At 53.2% G+C, this 23,891-nt stretch carries 18 protein-coding genes; 9 read left to right on the forward strand and 9 right to left on the reverse strand.

Translation table 11 applies throughout. The annotated features are described in order from the left end of the window. The first annotated feature begins 11 nt into the window (after positions 1 to 11). From ACZ2GZ_RS03130 to ACZ2GZ_RS03155, 6 genes are read left to right on the forward strand one after another with little or no spacing between them, the layout of a single operon-like run. Positions 12 to 2,000, forward strand: coding sequence for a beta-galactosidase (locus tag ACZ2GZ_RS03130; protein WP_470295504.1), 1,989 nt, complete (start codon positions 12 to 14; stop codon positions 1,998 to 2,000). Beyond that, positions 1,997 to 4,063 (forward strand): alpha-galactosidase, encoded by a 2,067-nt coding sequence (locus ACZ2GZ_RS03135; protein WP_470295505.1) that lies wholly within the window; start codon positions 1,997 to 1,999, stop codon positions 4,061 to 4,063. Before ACZ2GZ_RS03130 ends, ACZ2GZ_RS03135 begins: the two co-directional genes overlap by 4 nt. 22 nt (positions 4,064 to 4,085) lie before the next feature. Beyond that, positions 4,086 to 5,270, forward strand: coding sequence for a galactokinase (locus ACZ2GZ_RS03140; RefSeq protein ID WP_470295506.1), 1,185 nt, complete (start codon positions 4,086 to 4,088; stop codon positions 5,268 to 5,270). Continuing rightward, on the forward strand, positions 5,267 to 6,274 hold the full coding sequence (galE, locus tag ACZ2GZ_RS03145; RefSeq protein ID WP_470295507.1) for a UDP-glucose 4-epimerase GalE: 1,008 nt from the start codon (positions 5,267 to 5,269) through the stop codon (positions 6,272 to 6,274). The genes ACZ2GZ_RS03140 and galE overlap by 4 nt, the downstream gene beginning before the upstream one ends. Further along, entirely contained in the window at positions 6,271 to 7,785 is a 1,515-nt protein-coding gene (locus tag ACZ2GZ_RS03150; protein WP_470295508.1) for a UDP-glucose--hexose-1-phosphate uridylyltransferase, read from the forward strand. Before galE ends, ACZ2GZ_RS03150 begins: the two co-directional genes overlap by 4 nt. 23 nt (positions 7,786 to 7,808) lie before the next feature. Beyond that, complete coding sequence (locus ACZ2GZ_RS03155) at positions 7,809 to 8,774, forward strand: aldose epimerase family protein (RefSeq protein ID WP_470295509.1); 966 nt, start codon at positions 7,809 to 7,811, stop codon at positions 8,772 to 8,774. Positions 8,775 to 8,851: 77 nt separating this feature from the next. On the opposite strand, the gene ACZ2GZ_RS03160 is transcribed toward ACZ2GZ_RS03155, so the two are convergent. From ACZ2GZ_RS03160 to ACZ2GZ_RS03175, 4 genes are all read right to left on the reverse strand, one after another. Further along, the gene (locus ACZ2GZ_RS03160; protein WP_214830207.1) at positions 8,852 to 9,682 is read right to left on the reverse strand and encodes a carbohydrate ABC transporter permease; all 831 of its coding nucleotides are present in this window, start codon (positions 9,680 to 9,682) and stop codon (positions 8,852 to 8,854) included. Further along, the gene (locus tag ACZ2GZ_RS03165; RefSeq protein ID WP_470295510.1) at positions 9,679 to 10,695 is read right to left on the reverse strand and encodes a carbohydrate ABC transporter permease; all 1,017 of its coding nucleotides are present in this window, start codon (positions 10,693 to 10,695) and stop codon (positions 9,679 to 9,681) included. The genes ACZ2GZ_RS03160 and ACZ2GZ_RS03165 overlap by 4 nt, the downstream gene beginning before the upstream one ends. Before the next feature lie 65 nt (positions 10,696 to 10,760). Next, positions 10,761 to 12,017, reverse strand: a complete 1,257-nt coding sequence (locus ACZ2GZ_RS03170) for an extracellular solute-binding protein (protein WP_470295511.1) — start codon at positions 12,015 to 12,017, stop codon at positions 10,761 to 10,763. A gap of 276 nt (positions 12,018 to 12,293) precedes the next feature. Next, positions 12,294 to 13,628, reverse strand: coding sequence for a PDDEXK-like family protein (locus ACZ2GZ_RS03175; protein WP_470295512.1), 1,335 nt, complete (start codon positions 13,626 to 13,628; stop codon positions 12,294 to 12,296). A gap of 230 nt (positions 13,629 to 13,858) precedes the next feature. Between ACZ2GZ_RS03175 and ACZ2GZ_RS03180 the strand changes: the two genes are divergently transcribed. Both ACZ2GZ_RS03180 and ACZ2GZ_RS03185 read left to right on the forward strand, forming a co-directional pair. Further along, entirely contained in the window at positions 13,859 to 14,698 is an 840-nt protein-coding gene (locus tag ACZ2GZ_RS03180) for a hypothetical protein (protein ID WP_470295513.1), read from the forward strand. Next, positions 14,695 to 16,287, forward strand: coding sequence for a hypothetical protein (locus ACZ2GZ_RS03185; RefSeq protein WP_470295514.1), 1,593 nt, complete (start codon positions 14,695 to 14,697; stop codon positions 16,285 to 16,287). Before ACZ2GZ_RS03180 ends, ACZ2GZ_RS03185 begins: the two co-directional genes overlap by 4 nt. A gap of 59 nt (positions 16,288 to 16,346) precedes the next feature. Here the strand turns inward: ACZ2GZ_RS03185 and ACZ2GZ_RS03190 are convergent, their stop codons facing one another. From ACZ2GZ_RS03190 to ACZ2GZ_RS03200, 3 genes are read right to left on the reverse strand one after another with little or no spacing between them, the layout of a single operon-like run. Then, a complete protein-coding gene (locus ACZ2GZ_RS03190) occupies positions 16,347 to 17,039 on the reverse strand; it encodes an N-acetylmannosamine-6-phosphate 2-epimerase (RefSeq protein ID WP_470295515.1) in 693 nt (230 codons plus the stop codon). 2 nt (positions 17,040 to 17,041) lie between these two features. Then, entirely contained in the window at positions 17,042 to 17,848 is an 807-nt protein-coding gene (locus tag ACZ2GZ_RS03195; protein ID WP_131438329.1) for a MurR/RpiR family transcriptional regulator, read from the reverse strand. Between the two features lie 24 nt (positions 17,849 to 17,872). After that, positions 17,873 to 19,414 (reverse strand): maltose/glucose-specific PTS transporter subunit IIC, encoded by a 1,542-nt coding sequence (locus tag ACZ2GZ_RS03200; protein WP_470295516.1) that lies wholly within the window; start codon positions 19,412 to 19,414, stop codon positions 17,873 to 17,875. A gap of 213 nt (positions 19,415 to 19,627) precedes the next feature. Between ACZ2GZ_RS03200 and ACZ2GZ_RS03205 the strand changes: the two genes are divergently transcribed. Further along, complete coding sequence (locus ACZ2GZ_RS03205) at positions 19,628 to 20,344, forward strand: DUF421 domain-containing protein (protein ID WP_470295517.1); 717 nt, start codon at positions 19,628 to 19,630, stop codon at positions 20,342 to 20,344. Between the two features lie 82 nt (positions 20,345 to 20,426). On the opposite strand, the gene ACZ2GZ_RS03210 is transcribed toward ACZ2GZ_RS03205, so the two are convergent. Both ACZ2GZ_RS03210 and ACZ2GZ_RS03215 read right to left on the reverse strand, forming a co-directional pair. Then, positions 20,427 to 21,878: a 6-phospho-beta-glucosidase gene (locus ACZ2GZ_RS03210; RefSeq protein WP_470295518.1), complete on the reverse strand. Its 1,452-nt coding sequence runs from the start codon at positions 21,876 to 21,878 to the stop codon at positions 20,427 to 20,429. Between the two features lie 37 nt (positions 21,879 to 21,915). Then, a complete protein-coding gene (locus ACZ2GZ_RS03215) occupies positions 21,916 to 23,823 on the reverse strand; it encodes a beta-glucoside-specific PTS transporter subunit IIABC (RefSeq protein ID WP_470295519.1) in 1,908 nt (635 codons plus the stop codon). Between the last annotated feature and the right edge of the window lie 68 nt (positions 23,824 to 23,891).

Below are 23,891 nucleotides of genomic sequence, written 5' to 3' on the forward strand. Positions count from 1 at the left end.
AGGTGAATCAAATGTATGTAGGTGTAGATTATTACCCAGAACAGACGGACCGCGCCCTGTGGGACGAGGACGTCCGCTTGATGAAAGAGCTTGGTGTCAACGTGATCCGCATGGCGGAGTTCGCGTGGACGATGATGGAACCGGCCGACGGCGAGTTCGATTTCTCGTTTTGGGACGAGGTCGTCGACACGTTCGGCAAGGACTTCGACGTCATCCTCGGCACGCCGACAGCGACGCCACCGGCCTGGTTGATCGAGAAATATCCGGACATCTTGCCGGTGACGGCGGACGGGGTCCGCATCAGTTTCGGCGCCCGCCGCCACTATACGGTCAACAGCCCGGTATACCGCGAGTATTGCGAGCGTATCACGCGGAAGATGGCGGAGCGTTACGGGAAGCATCCGGCCGTCATCGGCTGGCAGACCGACAACGAGTACGGCCACGAGAAATCGGACCGCTCGTATGGAGACGTCGACCAAGTCGCGTTCCAAGCCTGGCTACAAGACCGCTATGAGACGCTCGACGCGTTGAACGCGGCCTGGGGGACCGTCTTCTGGAGCCATACATACTCGGCATGGAGTCAGATTCCGGTCCCTCGCACCGTGTTCCAAGAGCACAACCCGTCGCTCCTCGTCGACTTCGACCGCTTCTGCTCGGACGCGTACCGTTCGTTCAACAAGCTCCAAGTCGACACGCTCCGTCCGCTCATCCATGACGACGCGTTCATCACACATAACCTCGTCTATAGCGACATGGCGATCAACCAGCAACAGATGGCCCAAGACCTCGATTACGTCTCGTTCGACAACTATCCGGTCTGGGGCGGGTTGCCGGAGCCGAACCGGTTCGAGAAGACGGCGCACGACCACGACTTATGCCGCTCGTCAAAACAAGGCAAAGGCTTCTGGGTGATGGAGCAGCTCAGTGGTGCGCAAGGCTGGAGCCGGATCGGCTACTTGCCGCGACCGGGCCACATCCGTCTGTGGACGCATCAGGCCGTCGCCCGCGGCGCCGAAGCCATCGTCTATTTCCGTTTCCGGGCCGCCCATTTTGGGACCGAGGAGTTCTGCCACGGCATTATCGACCACGATGGCAAGCCGAAACGGAAGTTCGATGAAGTGCAAGGCGTCATGAAAGAATTGACGACGCACGGCGATCTAATCAACGCGGCTGCATACAAGGCCGACGTCGCCGTCTACTTCGACCAAGAGAACCTGTGGGCGTGGACACATCAGCCGCACTCGGACGCGTTCAACTTCAAGCAAGAGTTCGTCCGCTTTTACGGGGCGGCCGTCCGCCAAGGCGTCAACACGGACATCGTCTTCCCAGGGGACGCGCTCGATCGCTACAAACTCGTCGTCGTGCCACTCTATTTCCTCGGAAATGACACGTTCGATGCGTCACTCATCGACTATATCGAGAACGGTGGCCACGTCATCTTCACGTACCGGACGGGCGTCAAAGACCCGATCAACCGCTGTCACGTCGACACGTTACCGGGCAAGTTCGCCAAATACGCCGGCATCGAGATCGATGAGTACGAGAGCTTACAGGCGGTCCAGTCGAACCAGGTCAGACTCGGCGACTATGTGTCCGAGGCGAACATCTGGTGCGATTTGATCACGCCGAAGGGTGCCGACGTGCTCGCGACGTATGAGCAGGCGTTCTATAAAGGGACGGCCGCCGTCACACGCCACACGTATAAAGGTGACGTGACGTACATCGGCTCATCGGTCGACGATGCGATGCTCGATGTGATTTACAACGAGGCGCTCACACGCGCCGGCATCGATGCCAACCGCCTCCCGGACGATGTCGAGAAAGTCGACCGCCACGGCGACGGCTATGTCATTCGCTTCTATATGAATCACTCGACGGACGTGACGTCGACGGTCGACGTGTCAGGCGACTGGCAGACGCTCGACGGGGATGCAGTGTCGGGCACGCTCGAGCTCAACCCGCTCGACGTCGTCATCTTGAAGCAGGAGGTGGGGGCATGATTTACCGCTTCGACAATCGCTTTGTATTAGAAGGGACGAACCTCGCTTACGTGTTCGATGTCGATGCACGCGGACGACTCGTCCATCAATACCTCGGTGGCGGGCTCCTTGAGTCGGATTATGCCGAGTTGCCGGACGCACGCATTTTGCATTCGTCATTCGAGACACCGGAAGGCGTCGCCGCGTACGAGTTCGCCTCGTTCGGCGACCTCGTCTATACGGAACCGACGTTGAAGAGCCGCACCGAAAGTGAACGGCTGCACGCCTTCACGTTCGAAGACGCGCGCATCGATGGCGACACGCTCGAAATCGACTTGCTCGATTCGATTCAACAGTTGACGGTGACGCTACACTTCAAGGTGTATGCGGCGTACGACATTATCGAACGCAAGATGACGATTCAGACAGGCGAGACGGTGACGCTCGAGAGCGCACAGTCGTTCAGCCTCGGCTTGACGGAACGCAAGCTTCGCCTCAGTCATTTCAGTGGGGCGTGGACGAGCGAGTTCCAGCTCCAGCAAGGCGAGTTGCTCCCGGGTAAGAAGACGATCGAGAGCCGCCGCGGTTTGACGAGCCACCAAAGCAATCCGTGGTTCGCCCTCGACCAGTCGGCGACAGAAACGAACGGTGAGGTCATTTACGGCTTCCTCGGTCACTCCGGCAACTGGGCGCTCCACTTCGAGCGCGACCAGTTCGGCTTCACACAAGTGACGGGCGGGCTCAATCCGTTCGACTTCGCGAAGAAACTCGAAGCGGGTGAATCGTTCACAACACCGACCGGCTATATCGGCTACACGCAACAGGGCTTTGGCGGCATGAGCCGGAACGCGCACGATTTTGAGCGCGACGTCATCATGCCGGAACGGGCGCGCGAGACGCTCCGGCCTGTCTTGTATAACTCGTGGGAGGCGACGTATTTCGATGTCAGCGAGGACGGGCAGAAACGGCTCGTCGATGAGGCAGCCGCGATCGGCTGCGAGCTGTTCGTCGTCGACGACGGCTGGTTTGGCGAACGGAACTCGGACGCGGCCGGTCTCGGGGATTGGCACGTCAACACGACGAAGTTCCCGAACGGGCTCGAGCCGCTCATCCGTTACGTCGAGGACAAAGGCCTCCAGTTCGGCCTCTGGGTCGAACCGGAGATGGTTAACCCGGATTCGGATTTGTATCGGGCGCATCCCGATTGGATTTACCAGACGGACGGACGCCCATCGACGACGTCGCGCAACCAGTTCGTGTTGAACTTGGCGCTCCCGGAAGTCGAGGCGCACGTGACCGGTCTATTTGACGAGCTGCTGTCGAAGCATGCGATCCGCTATATCAAGTGGGACATGAACCGCGCCTTCTCAGAGCCGGACAGCCCGCAATTACGCGACGCGAAAGAGCTGTGGCTCCGCCACACGGAAGCCGTCTATCGCATTCTCGATACGCTCCGGGCAAAACATCCGGACGTCGCTTTCGAGTCATGCGCTGGCGGTGGGGGACGGATCGACCTCGGTGTGCTCACGCGCGTCGAACAAGTCTGGACGAGCGACAATACCGATGCGCTCGACCGGCTCGAGATTCAGGAAGGCTTCTCGTACGCCTATAACGCCAAGATGATGAGCTGCTGGGTGACGGACGCACCGAACTGGTTGAACGGCCGCTCGCTCCCGCTCAGTTATCGCTTCGTCAGCGCGATGCAAGGGACGCTCGGCATCGGCGGCAACCTGCTCGAATGGAGCAAGGACGAGCTTGTTGAGGCGGCACAATGGATTAAGACGTACAAGTCGATCCGCCCGCTCGTTCAGCACGGCACGAGCTATCGCCTCGCCTCGCTCAAGACGGACGGGGTACATGCGATGGGTTACACGGACGGGGAGGATTATGTCGTCCTCGTCAACGCCGACCGTCGTCATTACGGTAAGAACCGATTGCGCGTCAAACTCGCCGGGCTCGACCCGGAGCGCGTTTACGTTTACGACGATCGACGCGTGAGCGGACGCTATTTGATGGAACAAGGCCTCACACTCACACAACAACAGGACTATGACGCGTATTGCCTGGTCATCTACCCGGCATGAGCAAAGAAAGGGATGGAGTCGTATGCTTTCATTTGATTCAGCACACCTGAACGAACAGTTCGAGACCGTGTTCTCGGTAAGCCCCGAGCGAAGCTTCTTCGCACCGGGCCGCATCAACTTGATCGGCGAACACACCGATTACAACGGAGGCCACGTCTTCCCATGTGCCATAACGTTCGGCACGTACGGGCTCGTCCGGAAGCGTGAGGATGAACTAATCCGCGTCTACTCGCTCAACTTCGAGGACGTCGGTGTCGTTATGTTCCCGGTGACGGATGGGACGTATGAGACGCAGCATGACTGGGCGAACTACGTCAAAGGTGTCGTCGCGCTCCTTCGCGCGGACGGGCACGCGGTCGGAGGATTCGATTTTCTCCTCGCCGGCAATATCCCGAACGGTGCCGGCTTGTCATCGTCGGCCTCGCTCGAACTCGTGACGGCGCTCATGATCAATGAGGTATACGGACTCGGTCTCGATCGGATTGACCTCGTCCATCTCGGACAGCGTGTCGAGAACGACTTCATCGGCGTCAACAGTGGCATCATGGACCAGTTCGCCATCGGCATGGGAAAAGCGGACCACGCCATCCTGCTCGACTGCGACACGCTCCATCACGACTACGCGCCAATCAAGCTCGACGGCTATGACATCTTGATCATGAACACGAACAAACGCCGTGAACTGGCCGACTCGAAATATAATGAACGCCGCACCGAGTGCGATACGGCACTTGGCCTGTTGCAACAGCATTTCGACATTGCCTCGCTCGGGCAATTATCGGTCGAGACGTTCGAGACGGTGGCGGACGAGCTCCCGGAGACGCTCCGCAAGCGGGCCCGTCACGCCATCTCGGAAAACGAGCGGACGAAGCTCGCCTTCACCGCCCTCGAAGCGGGTCAGCTCCAAGTGTTCGGTCAACTGATGAATGACTCGCATGCGTCACTGAAGCATGACTACGAAGTGACGGGCCGCGAGCTCGACACGCTCGTCGCCTCGACGCAAAGTTGCGACGGTGTCATCGGCAGCCGGATGACCGGTGCCGGCTTCGGCGGCTGTGCCATCGCCATCGTCGACAAGACGACGACGGAAGCGGTCATGCAGACCGTGTCGACCGTGTATGAAGCAGAGATCGGCTACACGCCGACATTTTATATCGCGTCCGTCGGGGACGGTGCGCGTGAACTTGTAGAGGAGGAAGTGAAATGAGTGTACTCGTCGTCGGAGGGGCCGGTTATATCGGCTCACATGCAGTCCGCGCCTTGCTCGCACGCGGGGAAGACGTCATCGTGATCGACAATCTGCAGACCGGTCACCTTGAATCGGTTCCGGAACAGGTCCGTTTCTATGAAGGGGATATCCGCGACCGTACCTTCATGGATCGGGCGTTCGCGAACGAATCGATCACCGAGGTGCTCCATTTCGCCGCCAACTCGCTCGTCGGTGAGTCGATGGAGGAGCCGCTCGCGTATTACGACAACAACGTCTTCGGGACACAAGTGTTACTCGAGACGATGCGCAAACACGGCGTGACCCGAATCGTCTTCTCCTCGACGGCCGCGACATATGGCGACCAGGACGAGATGCCGATCTGCGAGACGGCCGCGACGAACCCGACGAACACGTACGGGGCGACGAAGCTCGCGATGGAGACGATGATGAAGTGGTGCGACCGCGCCTTCGGTATCCGGTTCGTCGCGCTCCGTTACTTCAACGTCGCCGGTGCCGACCCGACCGGTGAAATCGGTGAGGACCATATGCCGGAGACGCACCTCATCCCGCTCGTGCTCGAAGTGGCGAACGGGAAGCGTGACGCCATCACCGTGTTCGGCGACGATTACCAGACGCCGGACGGGACGTGCATCCGCGATTACATCCACGTGCAGGACCTCGTCGACGCCCACGTACGTGCACTCGATTATTTGAAACAGGGCGGTGCGAGCGACGTGTTCAATCTCGGAACGGAGACGGGTCTATCGGTGCTCGAGATCATCGAAGAGGCCCGTCGCGTGACGGGACATGCCATCCCGGTGCAGATGGGCGTCCGTCGTGCCGGTGACCCGGCGATGCTGATCGCGTCACCGGACAAGGCGAAGCAAGTGCTCGGCTGGGTGCCGGAACGGTCGACAGTCGATGTCATTTTGGCCGACGCCTGGAACTGGCACAAGCATCATCCGGAAGGCTATAAACATGTCGAAGGGGTGAGACGATGATCGAATCTACGATTGAAGCGCTCGTCGAGGCAGCGATTCGGGAGGAACTGATTACGGAACAGGATCGCATCTATACGCGGAACCGTGTCCTCGCACGAATCAATCAGCTCGATTTCACGAAACCGACGTTCGTCCCGCACGACTCGATCCCGAATCTGCTCGAGACATTGACAGAACACGCGGTCGAACGCGGGCTCGTCGACGACTTGCTCGAAGAGAAGGACCAGTTCATGGCCGAGGTCATGGACGTGTTCGTCTCGAAACCGTCCGAGGTGACGCGCGCGTTCAACGCGCTTCGAGCTGCCGATGTTGAAGCGGCGACGGATTTCTTCTATAAGATGAGTCAGGCGTCGAACTATATCCAGACGAAACGGATTGCCAACAACATCACGTACAAGGCACCGACCCGCTACGGCACGCTCGATATCACGATCAACCTGTCGAAGCCGGAGAAGGACCCGCGCGAGATTGCACGGGCTCGCCTGCAACCGACGCCGGAAACGAACTATCCGAAAGGGTTGCTCGCGATTGAAAACGAGGGCTACGGCGGCCACTTGAAACATCCGGGCCGGGCCAACCATCGCATCATCCCGCTCACACTCGGCGGACAGGCATGGTCGTTCCAATACTCGCCCTATCTCTACTACAATGAGCACTCGATTTTGTTGTCGAATGAAGTGCGGGACATGGTCATCGACCGGGGCGCATTCGAACGACTGCTCGACTTCGTGTCACAGTTCCCGCATTACTTCGCTGGGTCAAACGCGGACTTGCCGATCGTTGGTGGGTCGATTTTGACGCACGACCATTACCAGGCCGGCCGCTACCGGTTTGCGATGGATGATGCCAAGGTCGTCTCGACGTATCGCTCGGACCGTTACGATCAAGTCGAAATCGAGACGCTCTATTGGCCGCTCTCGGTCGTCCGGCTCCGTTCACGCCAGAAAGAGCAGCTCGTCATGTTGGCGAATCAGTTGCTCGGTCACTGGCGCGAGTATGGTGACGGTGACATCGTCCCGTATTCAGGCGACGTGCGTCACAACACGGTGACGCCGATTGCGCGTCGCCGCGACGGACGCTATGAGCTCGACCTCGTCCTCCGCAACAACCGGACGAGCGACGAGCATCCGGACGGCATCTTCCATCCGCACGCCGACGTCCATCATATCAAGCGCGAGAATATCGGTTTGATCGAAGTGATGGGGCTCGCCGTGTTGCCGGCCCGATTGAAGACCGAACTCGAACAAGTCGTCCGCTATGTGGCCGGCGAAGACGTCGACGTCGCGGACATGCACCGCGCGTGGGCGGACGAGTTGAAGACGAAGTCAGGCGACGCGAAGACGATCGTCGACCAGGCTGTCGTCGACAAGTTCGTCAAAGGGCTCGAGGACGCGGGCGTGTTCAAACAGACGGTGGAAGGACAGGAACGTTTCACCACATTCATGAATGCGTTTTTGAGTCACGTCGATAAAGTGGAGTACGGGGCGACGACTACGGGAATGAACAGGTAAACGAATCGAAGTAGGTGAGCCAGTTGAGAGAAGCAACGATTGAAAACATGAATGGCATGCGTTTATCGGCCATTTCGTACGGATGTGCCATGACCGAGTTGACGGCACCGGACCGTGACGGGAACATGGACTCCGTCATTTTGAAATATGGCAGTCCCGAGCAATACCTCGAGAACCCGGTTTATCTCGGTTCCGTCGTCGGACGGATTGCCGGACGGATCCGCAATGCGGAGATTGATGGTGTGGCCTTGACCCCAAGCGAGGCCCCGCATCATATCCACGGCGGGGACGAGGGCATCACGGCCCGGCATTGGGACATGGACGTCGAGGGGCAGTCGATTACGTTTACTTATCTAAGTCCGGACGGGGAAGAAGGGTATCCCGGTAACGTCACGTTCAAGGTCGTCTATGAGTTGACGGACGATAATGAGCTCGTCGTCACGATGACGGCCCAGACGGACGAACGGACGTGGGTCAACTTGAACCATCACAACTATTTCAATCTCGGCGGACGGCCGACGATTCATGACCATGTGTTGACGCTGCCGGCCGACCATGTCGGGAAGCTTGATGACGAGTCGTTGCCGACGGGCGAGTTACTTGAAGTGGAAACGACACCGTTCGACTTCCGTGACGGGAAGCGAGTCGGTGAAGCGATTACGTCGGAGGACGAAGCGATTGTTAAGGCTGGGGGACTGGACCATCCGTTCCTCTTGAAGGACGGCGTTACCCGGCTGCATGACCCGGTGAGCGGACGCGTGATGGACGTCGAAACGAACCAACCGGTCATGGTCGTCTATTCGGCCAACTTCCTCAGTGAAGAGACACCGGTCACGCTTGAGGGACGGCAGAAACATAGTGCGATTTGTTTAGAAGCGCAAGCGTTTCCAGATGCACCGAACCATCCAGACATCGCCACATCGATCGAACTGAAACCCGAGGAGTTGTATCACTCGAGGACGGTTTATCGGTTTGGGGTAAAAGGCTAAATCAACAAAAAGAGTTGAGGAATCCATCCGGTCCTCAACTCTTTTTGTTGATTTAATTGTTAAAACAGTGAGTCTGATTATTTAATCCCCGAATTCGTGACGCCTTTGACGAAATATTTATTCGCCCAAAGGAAAATCAGAAGAGCCGGCACGGTTGCGACGACGGTCGAGGCCATCATGGCGGCGGGATTGACGAAGTTCGACCCTTGGACGAGCGTCGCAACACCAAGAGTGAGCGTCTTCATCTCATCGCTGTTCGTGACGAGCGAGGGCCAGAGAAAATCGTTATAAATGGCGAGGAACGTGACCACACCGAGTGTCGTGACGACTGGCTTGATGGACGGGAAGATGACTTTCGTCAGCACTTGCCACTGGGTCGCGCCATCAAGGTAGGCGGCTTCCTCGAGCTCTTGTGGGAAAGAGCGCAAGAAGTTATAAATGAGGAACACACCGAGCGTTCCTGCTGAATACGGCAAGATGAGCGGATAATACGTATCTAGCAAATTCACACTTTTAAACAAATAAAACGCAGGGAACAACGTCACAATCCCGGGCACGGTCAGCGCGATGATGACGATGGCCAAAATGATTTTTTTACCAGGAATATTCAACCGCGCCAGCGCATAGGCAGCGAGAACGTCGACGAAGATGACGATGACTGTTCCCATGAGTGTGACGACGGCTGTATTGATTGTCCATTGCACCATATTGGAGTCTGCCGAAGCAGAGAAGATAGTTTGATAGTGCTCGAGCGTCCACTCGTTCGGAAAGAGGCCGGCGCTTGAAAGTGATTCGCTAAGTGTCTTAAACGAGGTAAAGACCATCCAAACGAGTGGGAACAAGAATAAAATGGCAAGGATGGACGTGATTGTCACGAGGAAGATTGATTTGATTCGTTTCTTTTTCATGTGACCTTCCGCTCCTTTTTCTCAATCGTCGTGGCTGGACGTGAGCTGACATTGGTGGGACCGACATTTGTGGCACGAGTGAACCGTTTTTTCTCGGACTTTCCACTTCCCATTTCTTCTTTATTGTTGCGGTACGACATCCAATATTGGACGCCCGTGATGACCACCATGATGAGTCCCATCAAGAGCGCCATGGCAGAGCCGACACCGAGTTGATTGTTCCCGAACACGGTCGCATGAATCCCCATGATCAATGAACTCGTTGATTGACCCGGTCCTCCACGCGTGATGAGGAGGGACTGTCCGTATAAGTTGAATGAGGCGATGACGGTCGTGATCATGATGAAGATGGAAATGTTTCGAATATCGGGCAACGTGATGTAGCGGAACTTGTTCCACGAGGAAGCACCGTCCAAGTCGGCTGCCTCATACAAGTTGGGATCGACTTCATCGAGCGCATTGACGAACAACAGCATATTGAAGCCGATGGTCCACCAAACGGTCGCGATCACGATGACGAACCAGGCGTACGGCTGATCACCGGTCCAGTTGATGGGCGACGTAATCAGGCCCGTGTTCAATAGTAAATTGTTGATGAAACCGCCGTTGGCACCAAATAACCAAAGATAGAGGGCAGAGACGGCAGTGACAGAAATGGCATAGGACAAGAAAAAGACGGTTCGGAAAAATGTCTTCAACCGCTTCGGCAAGTTATCAATTAAGAGGGCCAAGCTGAGGCTGATCAAGATGAGCGGTGGTACGCTCAAGACGATAAACAGCAATGTGTTCTTCAATGAATTCATGAACACGTTGTTATAGAGCGTGTCCGGCGTGAGAATGTCGACATAGTTTTTTAATCCGATGAACCCGTTATTGCCCACAGACAGGCGAAAATCATGGAGACTGATCCAGACACCGTACAGTAAGGGTGTCAGCCAAAAGATGAGAAAACTGAGGAGAAATGGGATCACGAATAAAAAGCCGACCCATTTCGTTCGTTTCGTCATATACATCGCACGTCCTCCTTTCAAAATGATTGATCAGTGTAGGAGCACCCACACTGATCGAACGGTCATCTTTATTGTTGGGTGTCGGCGACTTGTTTCGATGCTTTTGTCGCTTTTTCGAGCTCGGCCATCAAGTCTTCTTTCGTCAGATTCGCTTCACCTGTCAATTTCGTGAAGACGACCTCGTTCATATAACGCATTTGCTCATCGAATTGATACACACGTGGGGCTGGCTCATACATTTCTAACTGCTCCTGGTTTTGATTGGCGAGTGCGTATTTCTCAGGATCTTCTGAAATCAATTCGAGGGTGGCGATGTGCGTCGGTGTCTGACCAGACTCGGCCCAGTTCGCTAAGTTTTCAGGCGTATACATGAACTTCAAGAACTCGGCAATGCCGTCTTTCGTTTCTTGATCGTCGACAGCGGCCGCGACTGAAATCGTGTGAGCGTTACCAGTTGTCGCTTCGGTCTCGAACAAAGTCGGCATTTTTCCGATTCCGAGTGCGTCTCCGTATTTTTCTTTCACGGCTTGGTAATACCAAGGACCAGTGAAGGTGACCGCGGTCTGTTTTGAACTGTCTTCTGCCGACTTCATGAATGCTTGGAACTCCCCGTCTAGACCTAGTTTCTCAGGCGAGGTCTTGTCTTCAAACACCATCGCATGATATTGCATCAACGCGTCGGCGTATGCACTATCAGTGAAATCCAAATAACCTTCTTTGGCTAAATCGATTCCATTTTGCGCGGCAGCGACGGTGAAGTAGAATGTTGTCAGTCCTGTCGATGGAAGTCCGAACGCGTACAAGTTTGAATCTTCAGCTTGAAGCGATTCTCCGAGCTGTTTCAACTGTTCGTAATCGGTCGGCGCTTCTTTGACCATGTCCATGTTATAGAACATCGTGAGCGGGTGAATGTCGAGCGGGACGCCGAACATTTTGTCATCGACTGAACCGGACTGAATCCCCGCCTCGTTAAAGTCACTCTCTGAAATTTCGGCTGCCTCCATGAACGGTCCGACGTCTTGAATCAATTGATCTTTTTGATACGTGTCGAGGTTCGTCTCATGCATGACGACCAGGTCGTAATCACCAGATTTAAACTTGGTGTAGTGTTCTTTTTCTTGGGACTGGACGACTTCATATGTGTCTTGGCTGGAGTTGAAATTATCGACGATTTTTGTCATGTAGTCGCCATCACCACCAGTGAAACCGTTGATAAATTTAATTTCCGTTTTCCCACTATCACTTGAATCGTTCGGAGTACAACCTGAAATCGAGAACGCCAATAAACTAGCTGATGCAAGTATTGCGTATTTTCGGTTAAACATCTCGTTCCTCCTTTTTAGTAAGCGCTTACAATTAACGATGGCGATTTAAAGTCTCGACTAAAATTGAACCAAAAGACGTGTTTCATTTTTTAAACATCTTTCAGCGCATTCACGGCACATGCATATATGATGTTCCCTAAATTGTCACATTTATAAACAAAATATAAATAAATGCTTATCTAACTGAAGTATAAACTCTAGTAAATAAATCGCCTCATCCCTACATTAAAATCATGTAAGATGAGGCGACTGAAAATGATTCAGTTAGGCTATCCTTTAAAGCTCAACTGGCGATTTGGTGTAAATGTTGCTTAAGACTTCGGTCACCGTCTTACTGAACGAGCGGAACGAAGGGTCGTCGATGAGTGATGTCATTGCATCTTTTACGACAGCTGCGTTTGTCCAATCGGAGACATCGGTCGTCTCCGTATAAATGCGCGTGAACTTCTTGCCTTCTTGTTTCCCAGACTTCCAAAACGAGATGTTTTTCGCTTCAAGTGCTTCTAGAAGCGGGAGACGTTCGGCATAATCAATCGGGCCGACTTCCACGTAAAGTTTGAGACGTGTACTGCCTTTCCGTTCAAACCAGATGATCAGTCCATAGTTGAGCCAATAGCGATTCAACCGGTCCATCTGATCCAAATATGGTAACCAGTCGTCCATGACGAAGTTCGGTACGCGAGTATGTGCAGAGTAGGTCGTAATCGCCTGCTCGTTCACAAATTCGAGGAACGCTTGGTGGACGATGTTGCCGCCGGTTTTGAAAATGTAGTCGATGGTTTGTCGCTTCCGGTTATAGATAAGCAGGAGATGTCGTTTCGTCTCCGCGTCGAACGTCTCAAGCGTTTTGACCGCTTGCCGTAGCTCGATTTGTTTATGCTTTGCCGGATTGGCGTTCGCGTAAAGTAAATGAATCGCAGAGGCATAATCTTGATACAGCTCAAGCGCCGTATTCATCGTATCCTCGTCATCGACGAGACGCTCCTCGAGTAGCGCGATATAATACGTCAGGAAATCGTAAATATTGTCGGCAATCGTCGCGCGGTTCAACTCGAGTTCTTGGGTGATCATGAGACGGACATCCTCATAGTCGAGGAACCAGTAATCGTCGTGAGACGGTGCATCACTCGAGAGCGTCAAATAGACCGGCAGGATGTTCCGATTTGGGAATGTCTCGTGGACGTGGTCAAAATAATGGCTGAGCTGTCCGGCCGACTCGCTCGAATGGAATTTGTTTTCGATGAGCAACATCAAGTTCAGGGATGGAATATCAATCAATAAGTCGATGGCGCCATTCCCGGTCCACCATTCGCGATGGACCGTGACGTCCGAGAGGGGGGCGTGCAGGAATGGTAAATAGTCGATGCCGACAATCTTCTCTTCGTTCTCCGGCTTCGTGATTAAGTTCATCAATACTTTCCGTAAAAAGAAGCTACCGAGCCGATGGTTCTCGTTCGGGTCGAACAGCCAAGCGAGGACGTTCGAGTGACGAATCTCGTACTGATCGACACGGAGCACTTTGAGCGGATTGAATTGATGGAACTGCTGATGGAGACGGTTGAATTCGGTCGAGTTTTCGAGTTGTAAGATGGTGTCCAGTGAGTAATGCATATAGGCCTCCTAAGAAGTGTTGTTATACGTAGTACACCATAAAACGTAAGCAGAGGTAGTTACAAAATTAGACGTGGTGTTAAACAATAAAGATGATATTTGAAATTTATCTCCCCCTTTAACAAAAAAGTACCTACATCAATCCTTTATAGTCCTTATACTAACAAAGTACATAAATAGATGGATTGAAATCCCAATCGAATGAGTTGGGAAGAGGAGTGGACTAAATTATGTTGAATCGCAAATTTCGAGAAGACTCGATTGAAACGTATAAGAAGGCAGAACGTAATTATGAAGCGACTAAAATCGATGTCGTCAAAGCATCAGAAACGTTGTTTGGTGAGCGGAAACGACTGAAATCCATCATTGGATTCAACTGGGATATCATCAATGAACTGAAACACAAGACGACTGAAATGGAATTAGAGATCGAAACAATCGAAGTCGAATATAAACGTTACGATACGTTCTTATTGGAAGTACAAACCGAGATTGCAGCCAACGAAAAAATGATGACAGCCGTCGAAACACTGACGATGGGTGCCGCTTCATTGAAAATGACGTCGACTACGGCTGCGGCGATTGCGACGACATTCCGTACCGTCTCGTCGGGAGCGGCGTTGAGCGGAGGTCTCGCTGCAAATGCGTCAATGGCATGGTTAGGCGGAGGGGCGTTTGTAGCAGGCGGCGGTCTAGCTGTAGGTGGTGGATTAATGGGATTGGCAGGGCCTGTTGGATGGACCCTCTTGATTGCAGCGAGCGTCTTCCAAAACGGGAAGAATAAAAAGCTTGGGCGTGAGGCGCTTGAAAAGGCGAGCCATCTCCAAAAAGAACGCGTCTTGCTTCGGGGAAATGAGACCGAAATTCTTGCGTTGAACGAGTTGACTGTACAAAACCGGGTCGGCTTGAACCGGTTGTTGAATGAAATCGAGCCAAGAATTGAACACTACGGCTGGGACATGCGGAAAATCGAACAAGATCAAGAGTTGCTAGAACGAATTGGCGTACTACTGAACACGTTGCAAAGTGCGTCTGAATTATTGAATAAGAAAGTGGGCGAAGCCACATGAGTCACGTGTTTTCAGAATCGCTGCAAACGAATTTTGATATCGATTTGAATCAATCACCTAAGTTGGAAGAATCTCATCTTCAAATTTTGATGAAGCAATATAAAGAGATTGCCTTCACAAAAGTGATTCAAGAGTTCGGGCTCGGTCCCTTTTTGAACGATTACAAAAAGGGTGGGAACGTGACGACGCTCCATAATGCGCAAGAAGGCGTTTTTGCGGATCAAGAAGTGGAAACACGGTTCTCCCGCGGCTATTCGCAAGAGGTGCGTGAAGAGATGTATGAAATAGACTTTGCGAAAATGCGAAAACGGGAGTTCAAACAGAACGATTCGATTACGGATGAATATACGGGCCAATCGTTAAATAAAGACGGACGGACCCACCGTGACCATGTCGTGTCGGCTTCGGAGATTCATCAAAACGATGAAGCTCGTTTGTATATGACCGATGAAGCACGAGGTAAGATGGCGGTTGATGAGCAGAACTTGGCATGGACGAATGGCAGTCTCAATCAGTCGAAAGGGGACAAAGATTTTAAAGTTTGGCTCGACTCACCGAACCCGAAAGACCCGACTCAGACGAACCGTGACCGCTATGGCGTAGATGAACAGGCGGCGATGGAAAAATATATCGAGGCCAAAAAGCATGTCAAAAAATCTGTCACGAAAGCGAAACACACCTACTATGCAAAGAATCTGGCGAAAACCGGAGCGAGCCAAGGACTGCGGGTCGGGGCGAAACAAGCGATTGGACTGTTTCTCTACGAGTTGCAACACATTTTGTTTAAAGAGCTAAAAGGCTTCTTCAAATCGTTTAAACAGTTCACGAATTGGGACGCGCGGATTGAAGCGTTCAAACAATGTCTAGAGCGTGTCTACGCTCATATGATGCAACAGATGAAGCGGTTTGCCACAGCGTTCAAAGATGGCTTCATCGGTGGGTTCATGGGGAATCTGTTGACGGTGTTCATCAACACGTTCATGACGACGTCGAAAAATTTGGCGCGTCTGATCAATGACGGCGTCACTGGACTTTGGAGTGCGTTCAAGCTACTGTGCCAACCACCTGAAGGCATGATGTCGCAGACGGCCATCAAAGAAGCGACGAAACTTGTCGTCGCAGCGGTGGCCACGACCCTCGGCGTACTGTTGACGGAGTCATTCGTGACGTATCTACAAACGACGCCGTTCGCAACGTTTGCCCAATTGATTGGTGGATTGATCGGCGGGATCCTCACCGGGATCGTCGTGGCCACGTTGATGTATGCGATTGACGAATTGGTCGCTTCGCTCCATAAATTGAATGAGTTGATGAATACGTTCAAAGAAGGGTTATACACGAATGCGGAGCAGGTGCGCGCCACATATGAGGCTGCCATCGCGATGATGAATGTGGAGTATCAGGCGGTGCTTCAAACCATCTTCCGACAGTATGAGGAGTATCGACGACTTTCAGCCATCGCCTTTGATGAAACTGAGCGAGTGAGCGTGCGTCTCGATGCGAGTGCCGAGTTGGCAGATTTACTCGACGTGCCGACGGATGATGTCATGCGGAACGCAGATGATGTCCGAAACTTTTTAAGAAGTTGATTTATGTATTTCTATAAAAAAGTGTCTCTTGTTTCAATTCGAAACAGGAGACACTCTTTTTAGTTTGTATTCAATGAAGAAGACATCGCTTCTTTAAACCGTGCCGTAATCTGTTGCGGCCGTGTGATGGCACCGCCGACGACGACGGCGTGCGTGCCGAGGTCCATGCAGCGTTTCGCCATCTCGGGCGTCAAGATGTTGCCTTCGGCGACGACTGGTTGCGTGACGTGGTCGAGCACGTCCTTCAAGAACTTGAAGTCGTCGTGGAAGAGGAGCGAGCCGTTCGTCTCGGCCGTATAGCCATGCAGCGTCGTCGAGATGTAGTCGAAACCGAGTCGATCTGCTTCGATACAGTCCTCAAGCGTCGCACAGTCGGCCATCAACAGTTGGTTAGGATAAATCGAACGGATGGCGTGGACGAGTTCTTGGAGCGCCATGTTGCCGGGACGCAAGCGTTGCGTCGCATCGAGGGCGATGACGTCGACGCCGACTTCAATCAATTCTTCGACTTCTTTCATCGTCGCGGTGATGAACACGTCACTGTCCGCATAGTCACGTTTGACGATCCCGATGATCGGGACGTTCACTTGCTGTTTGATTTCACGGATGTCTTTCGCCGAGTTGGCTCGGATGCCTTTGGCGCCGCCTTGAACGGCTGCGATGGCCATCCGGCCCATGATGTAGTCGCTATGGAGCGGTTCATCTTCGAGTGCTTGGCAGGAGACGATTAATCCGCTTGGTAAATCGGTCATCATTAATCACTTCTTTCCTTTAATCGGTCGAGCGCTTTCAGTGTTTTTAGATAATGCGCTTTTAAGTCTTCATTCGTTTCCATCAACGTCTTCGTCACCGCGTCCGCCGTGAACAGGAGCGGGAGCTGTGTGTTGATTAAGAACGCCTCGCCCGACGCACCGGCCGTCAACAGTCGATGGTCGACGAGCTCGGCGAGCGGGGAGTGCTGATAGCCGACGAAGGCGATGGTCGTGCAGCCCGATTCTTTCGCGAGCTGAACGGCTTGGACGACCTCACGGCTCTCACCACTGTTCGAGAAAGCGATAATCAAGTCGTCTTTCGTCGCGATTGAGGCGTCCATGACCATGCTGTGGCTATCGAACGCCGTCGTGGCGAGCAGTCCCATCCGTCGCAAGCGATACTCCATCTCTTGAGCGACGAGTCCGGCGTTCCCGAGTCCGTATAGATGGACCGAACGGCACCGTCGGATATGGTCACAGATGGCGAGTAGCTCCTCTTGGTCGATCAAGTGGGCGGTCGTCTGAATCAATTCGATATACGACCGCTGCATCGGTTCGAGCGACGTCGCCGTCTGGGGCAAGTTCGTTTCCGTCAATGTCTTTTGCATCATGAGCTTCAGTGCCGAATAGCTCCCGACCCCAATCGTTTTACAGAACCGGGTCACGGTCCCAGGTGACGTCTGGATGGCTTGCGCCAACTCGGTGATCGTCAACTCGATGGCGTCATTCATATTCGTCATGAGGTAATCGGCAATCTTTTTCTCACTGTCCGTCATCTCTGGATAGACGTCTTTCATTTGTTCCCACACGGCTGTTCCCTCCAACACAATTCGTTATTCGCCCCGGCCTAACGCCTCTTGGACTTCATTCTTAATAATTGTAACAGAAGGACCGTAAATTACTTGAATCCCATTTCCTTTTTGCACGACCCCGTGGGCGCCCGTCGCCTTCAACAAATCCTCACGGACGTGTTGGTGGTCGTTGACGGTAACGCGGAGGCGTGTCGCACAGCAGTCGACCGTGTCGATGTTGGCATCGCCACCGAGTGCTGCGATGATGGCCGTCGTGCGGTCTGATGCATCGACGTCGGCCGCCTTAACAGCTGTCTCGTCTGAACGTCCCGGCGTCATGAAGTTGAACTTCGTGATGAGGAAGCGGAACGTCACGTAGTAGAGCAAGAACCAGAAGGCACCGATGACCGGTACGAGCATCCAGTTCGTCTTGTTATTTCCCTGTAAAATCCCGAATAAGATAAAGTCGATGAACCCACCTGAGAACGTTTGACCAATCGTGATCTCAAAGATGTGGGCCATCATGAAGGCGAGCCCGTCAAAGATGGCGTGGACCAAGTAGAGGACCGGCGCCACGAACAAGAAGGCGAACTCGAGCGGTTCGGTGATTCCCGTCAAGAACGACGTGAGCGCCGCCGAGAACAAGAGACCGAAGACGACTTTCTTCTGTTCCGGTTTCGCACAGTGATACATGGCGAGTGCGGCACCGAGCAGACCGAACATCATCGTGATGAAGCGACCTGACATGAAGCGAGCCGTTCCTTCATAGAACTGGGTCGTGCTCGGGTCAGCGAGCTGGGCGAAGAAGATTTTCTGCGTCCCTTCGATCAACGTCCCGTCGATGACCATTGAGCCCCCGAGGCCGGTCGTCCAAAACGGGATGTAGAAGATGTGGTGCAACCCGAACGGTCCGAGCATCCGAAGCACGAAGCCGTAGATGAATGTCCCGACGTATCCTGTCTTGTCGACGAGTCCACCGAGCGAGAAGATACCGCTCTGGACTGTCGGCCAGATGAAGTAAAGCGCAATCCCGACACCGATGGCGACGAACGACGTGATGATCGGCACGAAGCGCGATCCGCTGAAGAAGCCGAGGAACTGCGGGAGCACTTGCTTGTTGTAACGGTTATGCAAGAGTGCCGTCACAATCCCGATGAGAATACCGCCGAAGACACCGGTCTCGAGCGTTTGAATCCCGAGCGCCATTCCTTGACCGGCACTGGCGAGATCCGTCTCCATCAACTCACCCGTGATTTGAAGCATGGCGTTGATGGTGGCGTTCATAATCAGATAGCCGAGCATGGCGGCGAGTCCGGCCGTCCCTTTATCCGACTTGGCGAGCCCGACCGCGACCCCAATCGCGAAGAGGACAGCTAAGTTGGCGAAGACGATCGACCCAGCGGCGGCCATGATGGTGAACAAATGCTGGAGCCAGGTGATGTCGAGGAATGGATACGCCTGGACCGTGTTCGGGTTCGAGAGCGCCCCTCCGATCCCGAGTAATAGTCCCGCTGCCGGTAAGACGGCGATGGGCAACATAAATGATTTCCCGAATTGTTGTGCCCGTTCGAATAGACGTGACATGAGACAAATCCTCCTTAAAATTATTTTCACCTGAATCATAATATGAAAATTATTTTTATGCAAGCGTTTACGGTAAAAATATTTTCGAATGTTTTGGTTCTTATACTTCGGGAAAGCCATTTGATAACGTCCTTGCTTATCTTTACTCAAGCTTTTCGTGTGATAGAATGCGCAGGTCAATTTAATTACTTGAGCCAAAGGAGGATTAACAGCATGACTTATCTTGAAATCGCCACTAAATTATTGTTTGGATTAATTGCGTTATTGATTGTCACCCGGTTCTTTGGAAAGAAAACAATCGCGCAACTCACGCCTTTTGACTTTATTCACTCGATTGTCTTAGGTGGTCTTCTTGAAGAAAGCGTATATGATACAAAAGTTTCTCCGTTTCAGTTATTGTTTGCAGTTTCTGTATGGAGTTTGATGCTGTATACGATTGAAGTACTATCACGAAAACATGACAAGGTACGAATTCTTCTTAAAGGTGAGGCATCAATCTTGATTAAAGATGGTTTTTTGAACGTTCAAGAATTAAATCGTAACCATATTGAAATGGAGCAATTAAGAATCATGCTACGACAGGAAGGTGTTTTCTCAATACGAGAAGTAAAAGACTTATACTTAGAGCCCGGTGGCACAATTAGTTTAAAAAAATATGCCAAATTAGATCAAGTGACTCCTAAAATGTTGAATCTAGATCCTCCAGATGAACCGATGAACTTTTTGTTTATTGATGAGGGAAAAATTAACGAACAAATTTTAGATTATGTAGGAAAAACGAAAGAATGGTTAGTCGAAGAAATCCGCAAACGAGGTTATCGTGAGGTCGACGACGTATTGTTTGCTGAATGGACGGAAGGGGACGGGTTTTATATCCGAAGCTACCAGGAAAATCAACATGAGGGACCAGTACCGGTCAAAGGGAATTGATTAGTTAGTTGTTTGGTATATGAAGAGAAAAAGTGATTAAACGAGAAATGGAGCCCGTGCTATACAGGCTCCACTTCAATATTCATCGGATTTTTGTATGAGGCAATACATCAGCCCCGTTCGTGGCAATGACTTGCTTGTACCAATCGAAGCTCTTCTTCTTCGAGCGGGTGAGGGACCCGTTACCTTCATTGTCTTTGTCGACGTAGATGAAGCCGTACCGTTTCTTCATCTCGCCGGTCGAGGCGCTGACCAAGTCGATTGGACCCCAGCTCGTATAGCCGAGAATCTCGACACCGTCCTGGATCGCCTCATGCATCTGTTCGATATGTTTCGCCATATAGTCGATGCGGTAACCGTCCTCGACGTAGCCGTTCGTATCCGGTGTATCGACGGCACCGAGTCCGTTCTCGACAACGAACAACGGTTTCTGGTAACGGTCGTACAGTTGGTTCGCCGTGATACGGAAGCCGGTCGGATCGATCGTCCAGCCCCACTCCGACTTCTCGAGGAACGGGTTCTCGAGCGAGCTGAAGATGTTTCCTTCGGTCGATGCGTTGATTTCCGGGTCCGTGCTCGTCGTCCGGCTCGCGTAATAGCTGAAGCCGATATAGTCGACGGTGTGCTGTTTCAACAATTCGAGGTCGCCGTCTTCCATCTCGAGCGTGATGCCGTTTTCGTCGAGGAAACGCTTGGCATAGCCTGGGTATTCGCCACGCGACTGGACATCGATGAAGAAGAACGATTCACGATCCTTGTCCATCGCGTCCAAGACGTCGTCCGGGTTGCACGAGTAGGCGTACGTCTGACCGGCCGCGAGCATGCAGCCGACTTGCATGTCAGGATTGATGGCGTGCGCCGCTTTGACCGCTTTCGCGCTCGCGACGAGCTGATGGTGGGCCGCCTGATATTTCACTTGCTGCTTGTCCTCGCCGTCCGCAAAGACGAGACCGGCGCCGATGAACGGCAAGTGCAACAGCATATTGATCTCGTTGAACGTCATCCAATACTTCACTTTGCCGTTATAGCGGGTGAAGAGCGTCGTTGCGTACGTCTCAAAGAAGTCGACGACACGGCGGTCGCGCCAACTGCCATAGTTTTGGATGAGGCTGACCGGTACGTCGAAGTGGGCGATTGTGACGACCGGCTCGATGCCGTGCTTCAACAGTTCGTCGAAGACGTCGTCATAAAATTGTAGTCCTGCCTCGTTCGGCTCGGCGTCGTCACCGTTCGGGAAGATGCGGGCCCATGAAATTGACAGGCGGAGTGCCTTGAATCCCATCTCGGCGAACAGAGCGATATCTTCTTTATAACGGTGATAGAAGTCGATCGCTTCGTGTGACGGATAAAACTCGCCCGGCACCGGCTCAAGTGACGGCAAGTCACCGAACATGACGTCGAAGCGCTTCTTGCCGGTCGGCAACAAGTCGACCGTCGTCAAGCCTTTGCCACCTTCTAAGTACGCACCTTCAGCTTGGTTCGCGGCGATGGCGCCGCCCCATAAAAATCCGTTTGGAAAACTCATCAAATCCATCCTTTCTAAGATAGGGGAGGGACTTGCCCTCCCACATTTATTCGTTAATGACAAACAAGGCTTCGCCTGAGCGAACGTTTGTGGCGCGGCTCGGTGAAATCACTTTCCGATTCGTGACGATGACCGGCGTCGTGAGGGCCCGGCCTGAGCGTTTGATCGCGTCGAGGTCAAACTCGATCAACAGCTGTCCTTTCTCGACGAACTCTCCTTGCGTGACGTGTGCTTTAAAGTATTTGCCTTCGAGTTGAACCGTGTCCATACCGATATGGATGAGCACCTCAGCTCCCGTCTCGGTCGTGATGCCGATGGCGTGATGTGTTGGGAAGAGAGCGGACACTGTCCCAGCGACCGGGGCGACGAGCTTGCCTTCTGTCGGTTCGATGGCGACGCCTTGGCCGAGCGAGCCGGATGAGAAGGCGACGTCTGAGATGTCTTTCAAGTTGACGACGTTGCCGGCGAGTGGGCTGAGGATCTGTTCTTGGCCGACTTTTGTCGCTGAAACTTCCTGTGCGACCGGTGTGACTTCTGGTTGTGGCGTTGCGGCGACCGCTTTATTGACGCCACCGAACAAGTACGTCAAGACGAAACCGACGACGAAGGCGACGGCCGTCCCGATGAGTGATCCGTAGAAGCCGGTCGTGAGTCCTTCCGGTGAGATGTTCGACGGGTAACCGAAGACGCCGAGTCCGCCAATCATATACACTTGTGTACCCATGATGCCCATGATCCCACCACCGACGGCACCACCGATACAGCTCATGATGAACGGTTTTTTAAGTGGAAGCGTGACCCCGTAGATGGCCGGCTCGGTGACTCCGAAGATGCCTGAGATGAAGGCCGGGATCGAGAGCGTTTTAATTTTTTGATTTTTGATGCGAAGGAAGACTGCGAGTACGGCACCGATTTGCGCGAATGAGGCCGCGAAGACGAGTGCGAGTACAGGGTCTGACCCAAGCGACGTCAAGTTGTTGATGGCGACCGGGACGAGTCCCCAGTGCAAGCCGAAGATGACGAACACTTGCCATAAGCCACCGAGGAAGAGACCGGCGACGAGCGGGCTCAAGTTGTAAACGGCGACTGTGGCGCTACCGAGCAACATACCAGCCCATGTCGCGATTGGTCCGATTAAGATGAACGTGAGCGGCACGATGATGAGCAATGTCAATAACGGGACGATGAACATTTTGACGACGTCTGGGATGACCGTCTTCAAGAAGTTCTCAAGCTTCGCTGCGAAGAACGCCGCGATGATGATCGGAATGACCGATGTCGAGTATGTCATCAAGATGACCGGCACACCGAGGAACGTGATATGGATCGGTGACTCGAACATGGTGCCGGCGAAGACAGTATAGAGCGGGTCACCGGCCGTGAGCGTCGACAGCGTCGGATAGACGAGCGCCGCCCCGATGGCCATCCCGATGAACGGACTGCCGCCGAACTTCTTAATGGCCGTATAGCCAAGGAAGATTGGGAAGAAGTAGAACAACGAGTCGCCGATGGCGTTCAACAGCTGATACGTGCCGGATGTGGCGTCGAGCCAACCGAGGGCGACGAAGAGGGCGTTGAACCCTTTAATCATCCCGGTCGCGGCTAAGACGCCGAGGACAGGGGTAAAGATGCTAGAGATGATATCGATGAACCGGCTGAATAATGATCCTTTCGGGCCTTCCTCTTCTTCAATCGGTGACTGGTTCTGGAAACTGCCGACTTCGACGACCGCTTTATACACGTCGGGGACGTGGTTGCCGATGACGACCTGGTATTGACCGCCACTCTTCATGACGGTGACGACACCATCCATGTTTTTGAGGGCTTCCGTGTTGGCCTTGCTCTCATCTTTTAATTTGAAGCGCAAACGGGTGATACAGTGGACGACGCTGTTGACGTTCTCTTTGCCGCCGACTTGCTGGATAATGTCGCGTGCGAGCTGTTCATACTTCATGTCCATACCTTCCTTTTTCATTGGATTTTTGGTTTGCGTCAAATAAAAAACCTGACCCGTGTCAGATG

Source organism: Exiguobacterium sp. KKT215 (genome assembly GCF_055635335.1).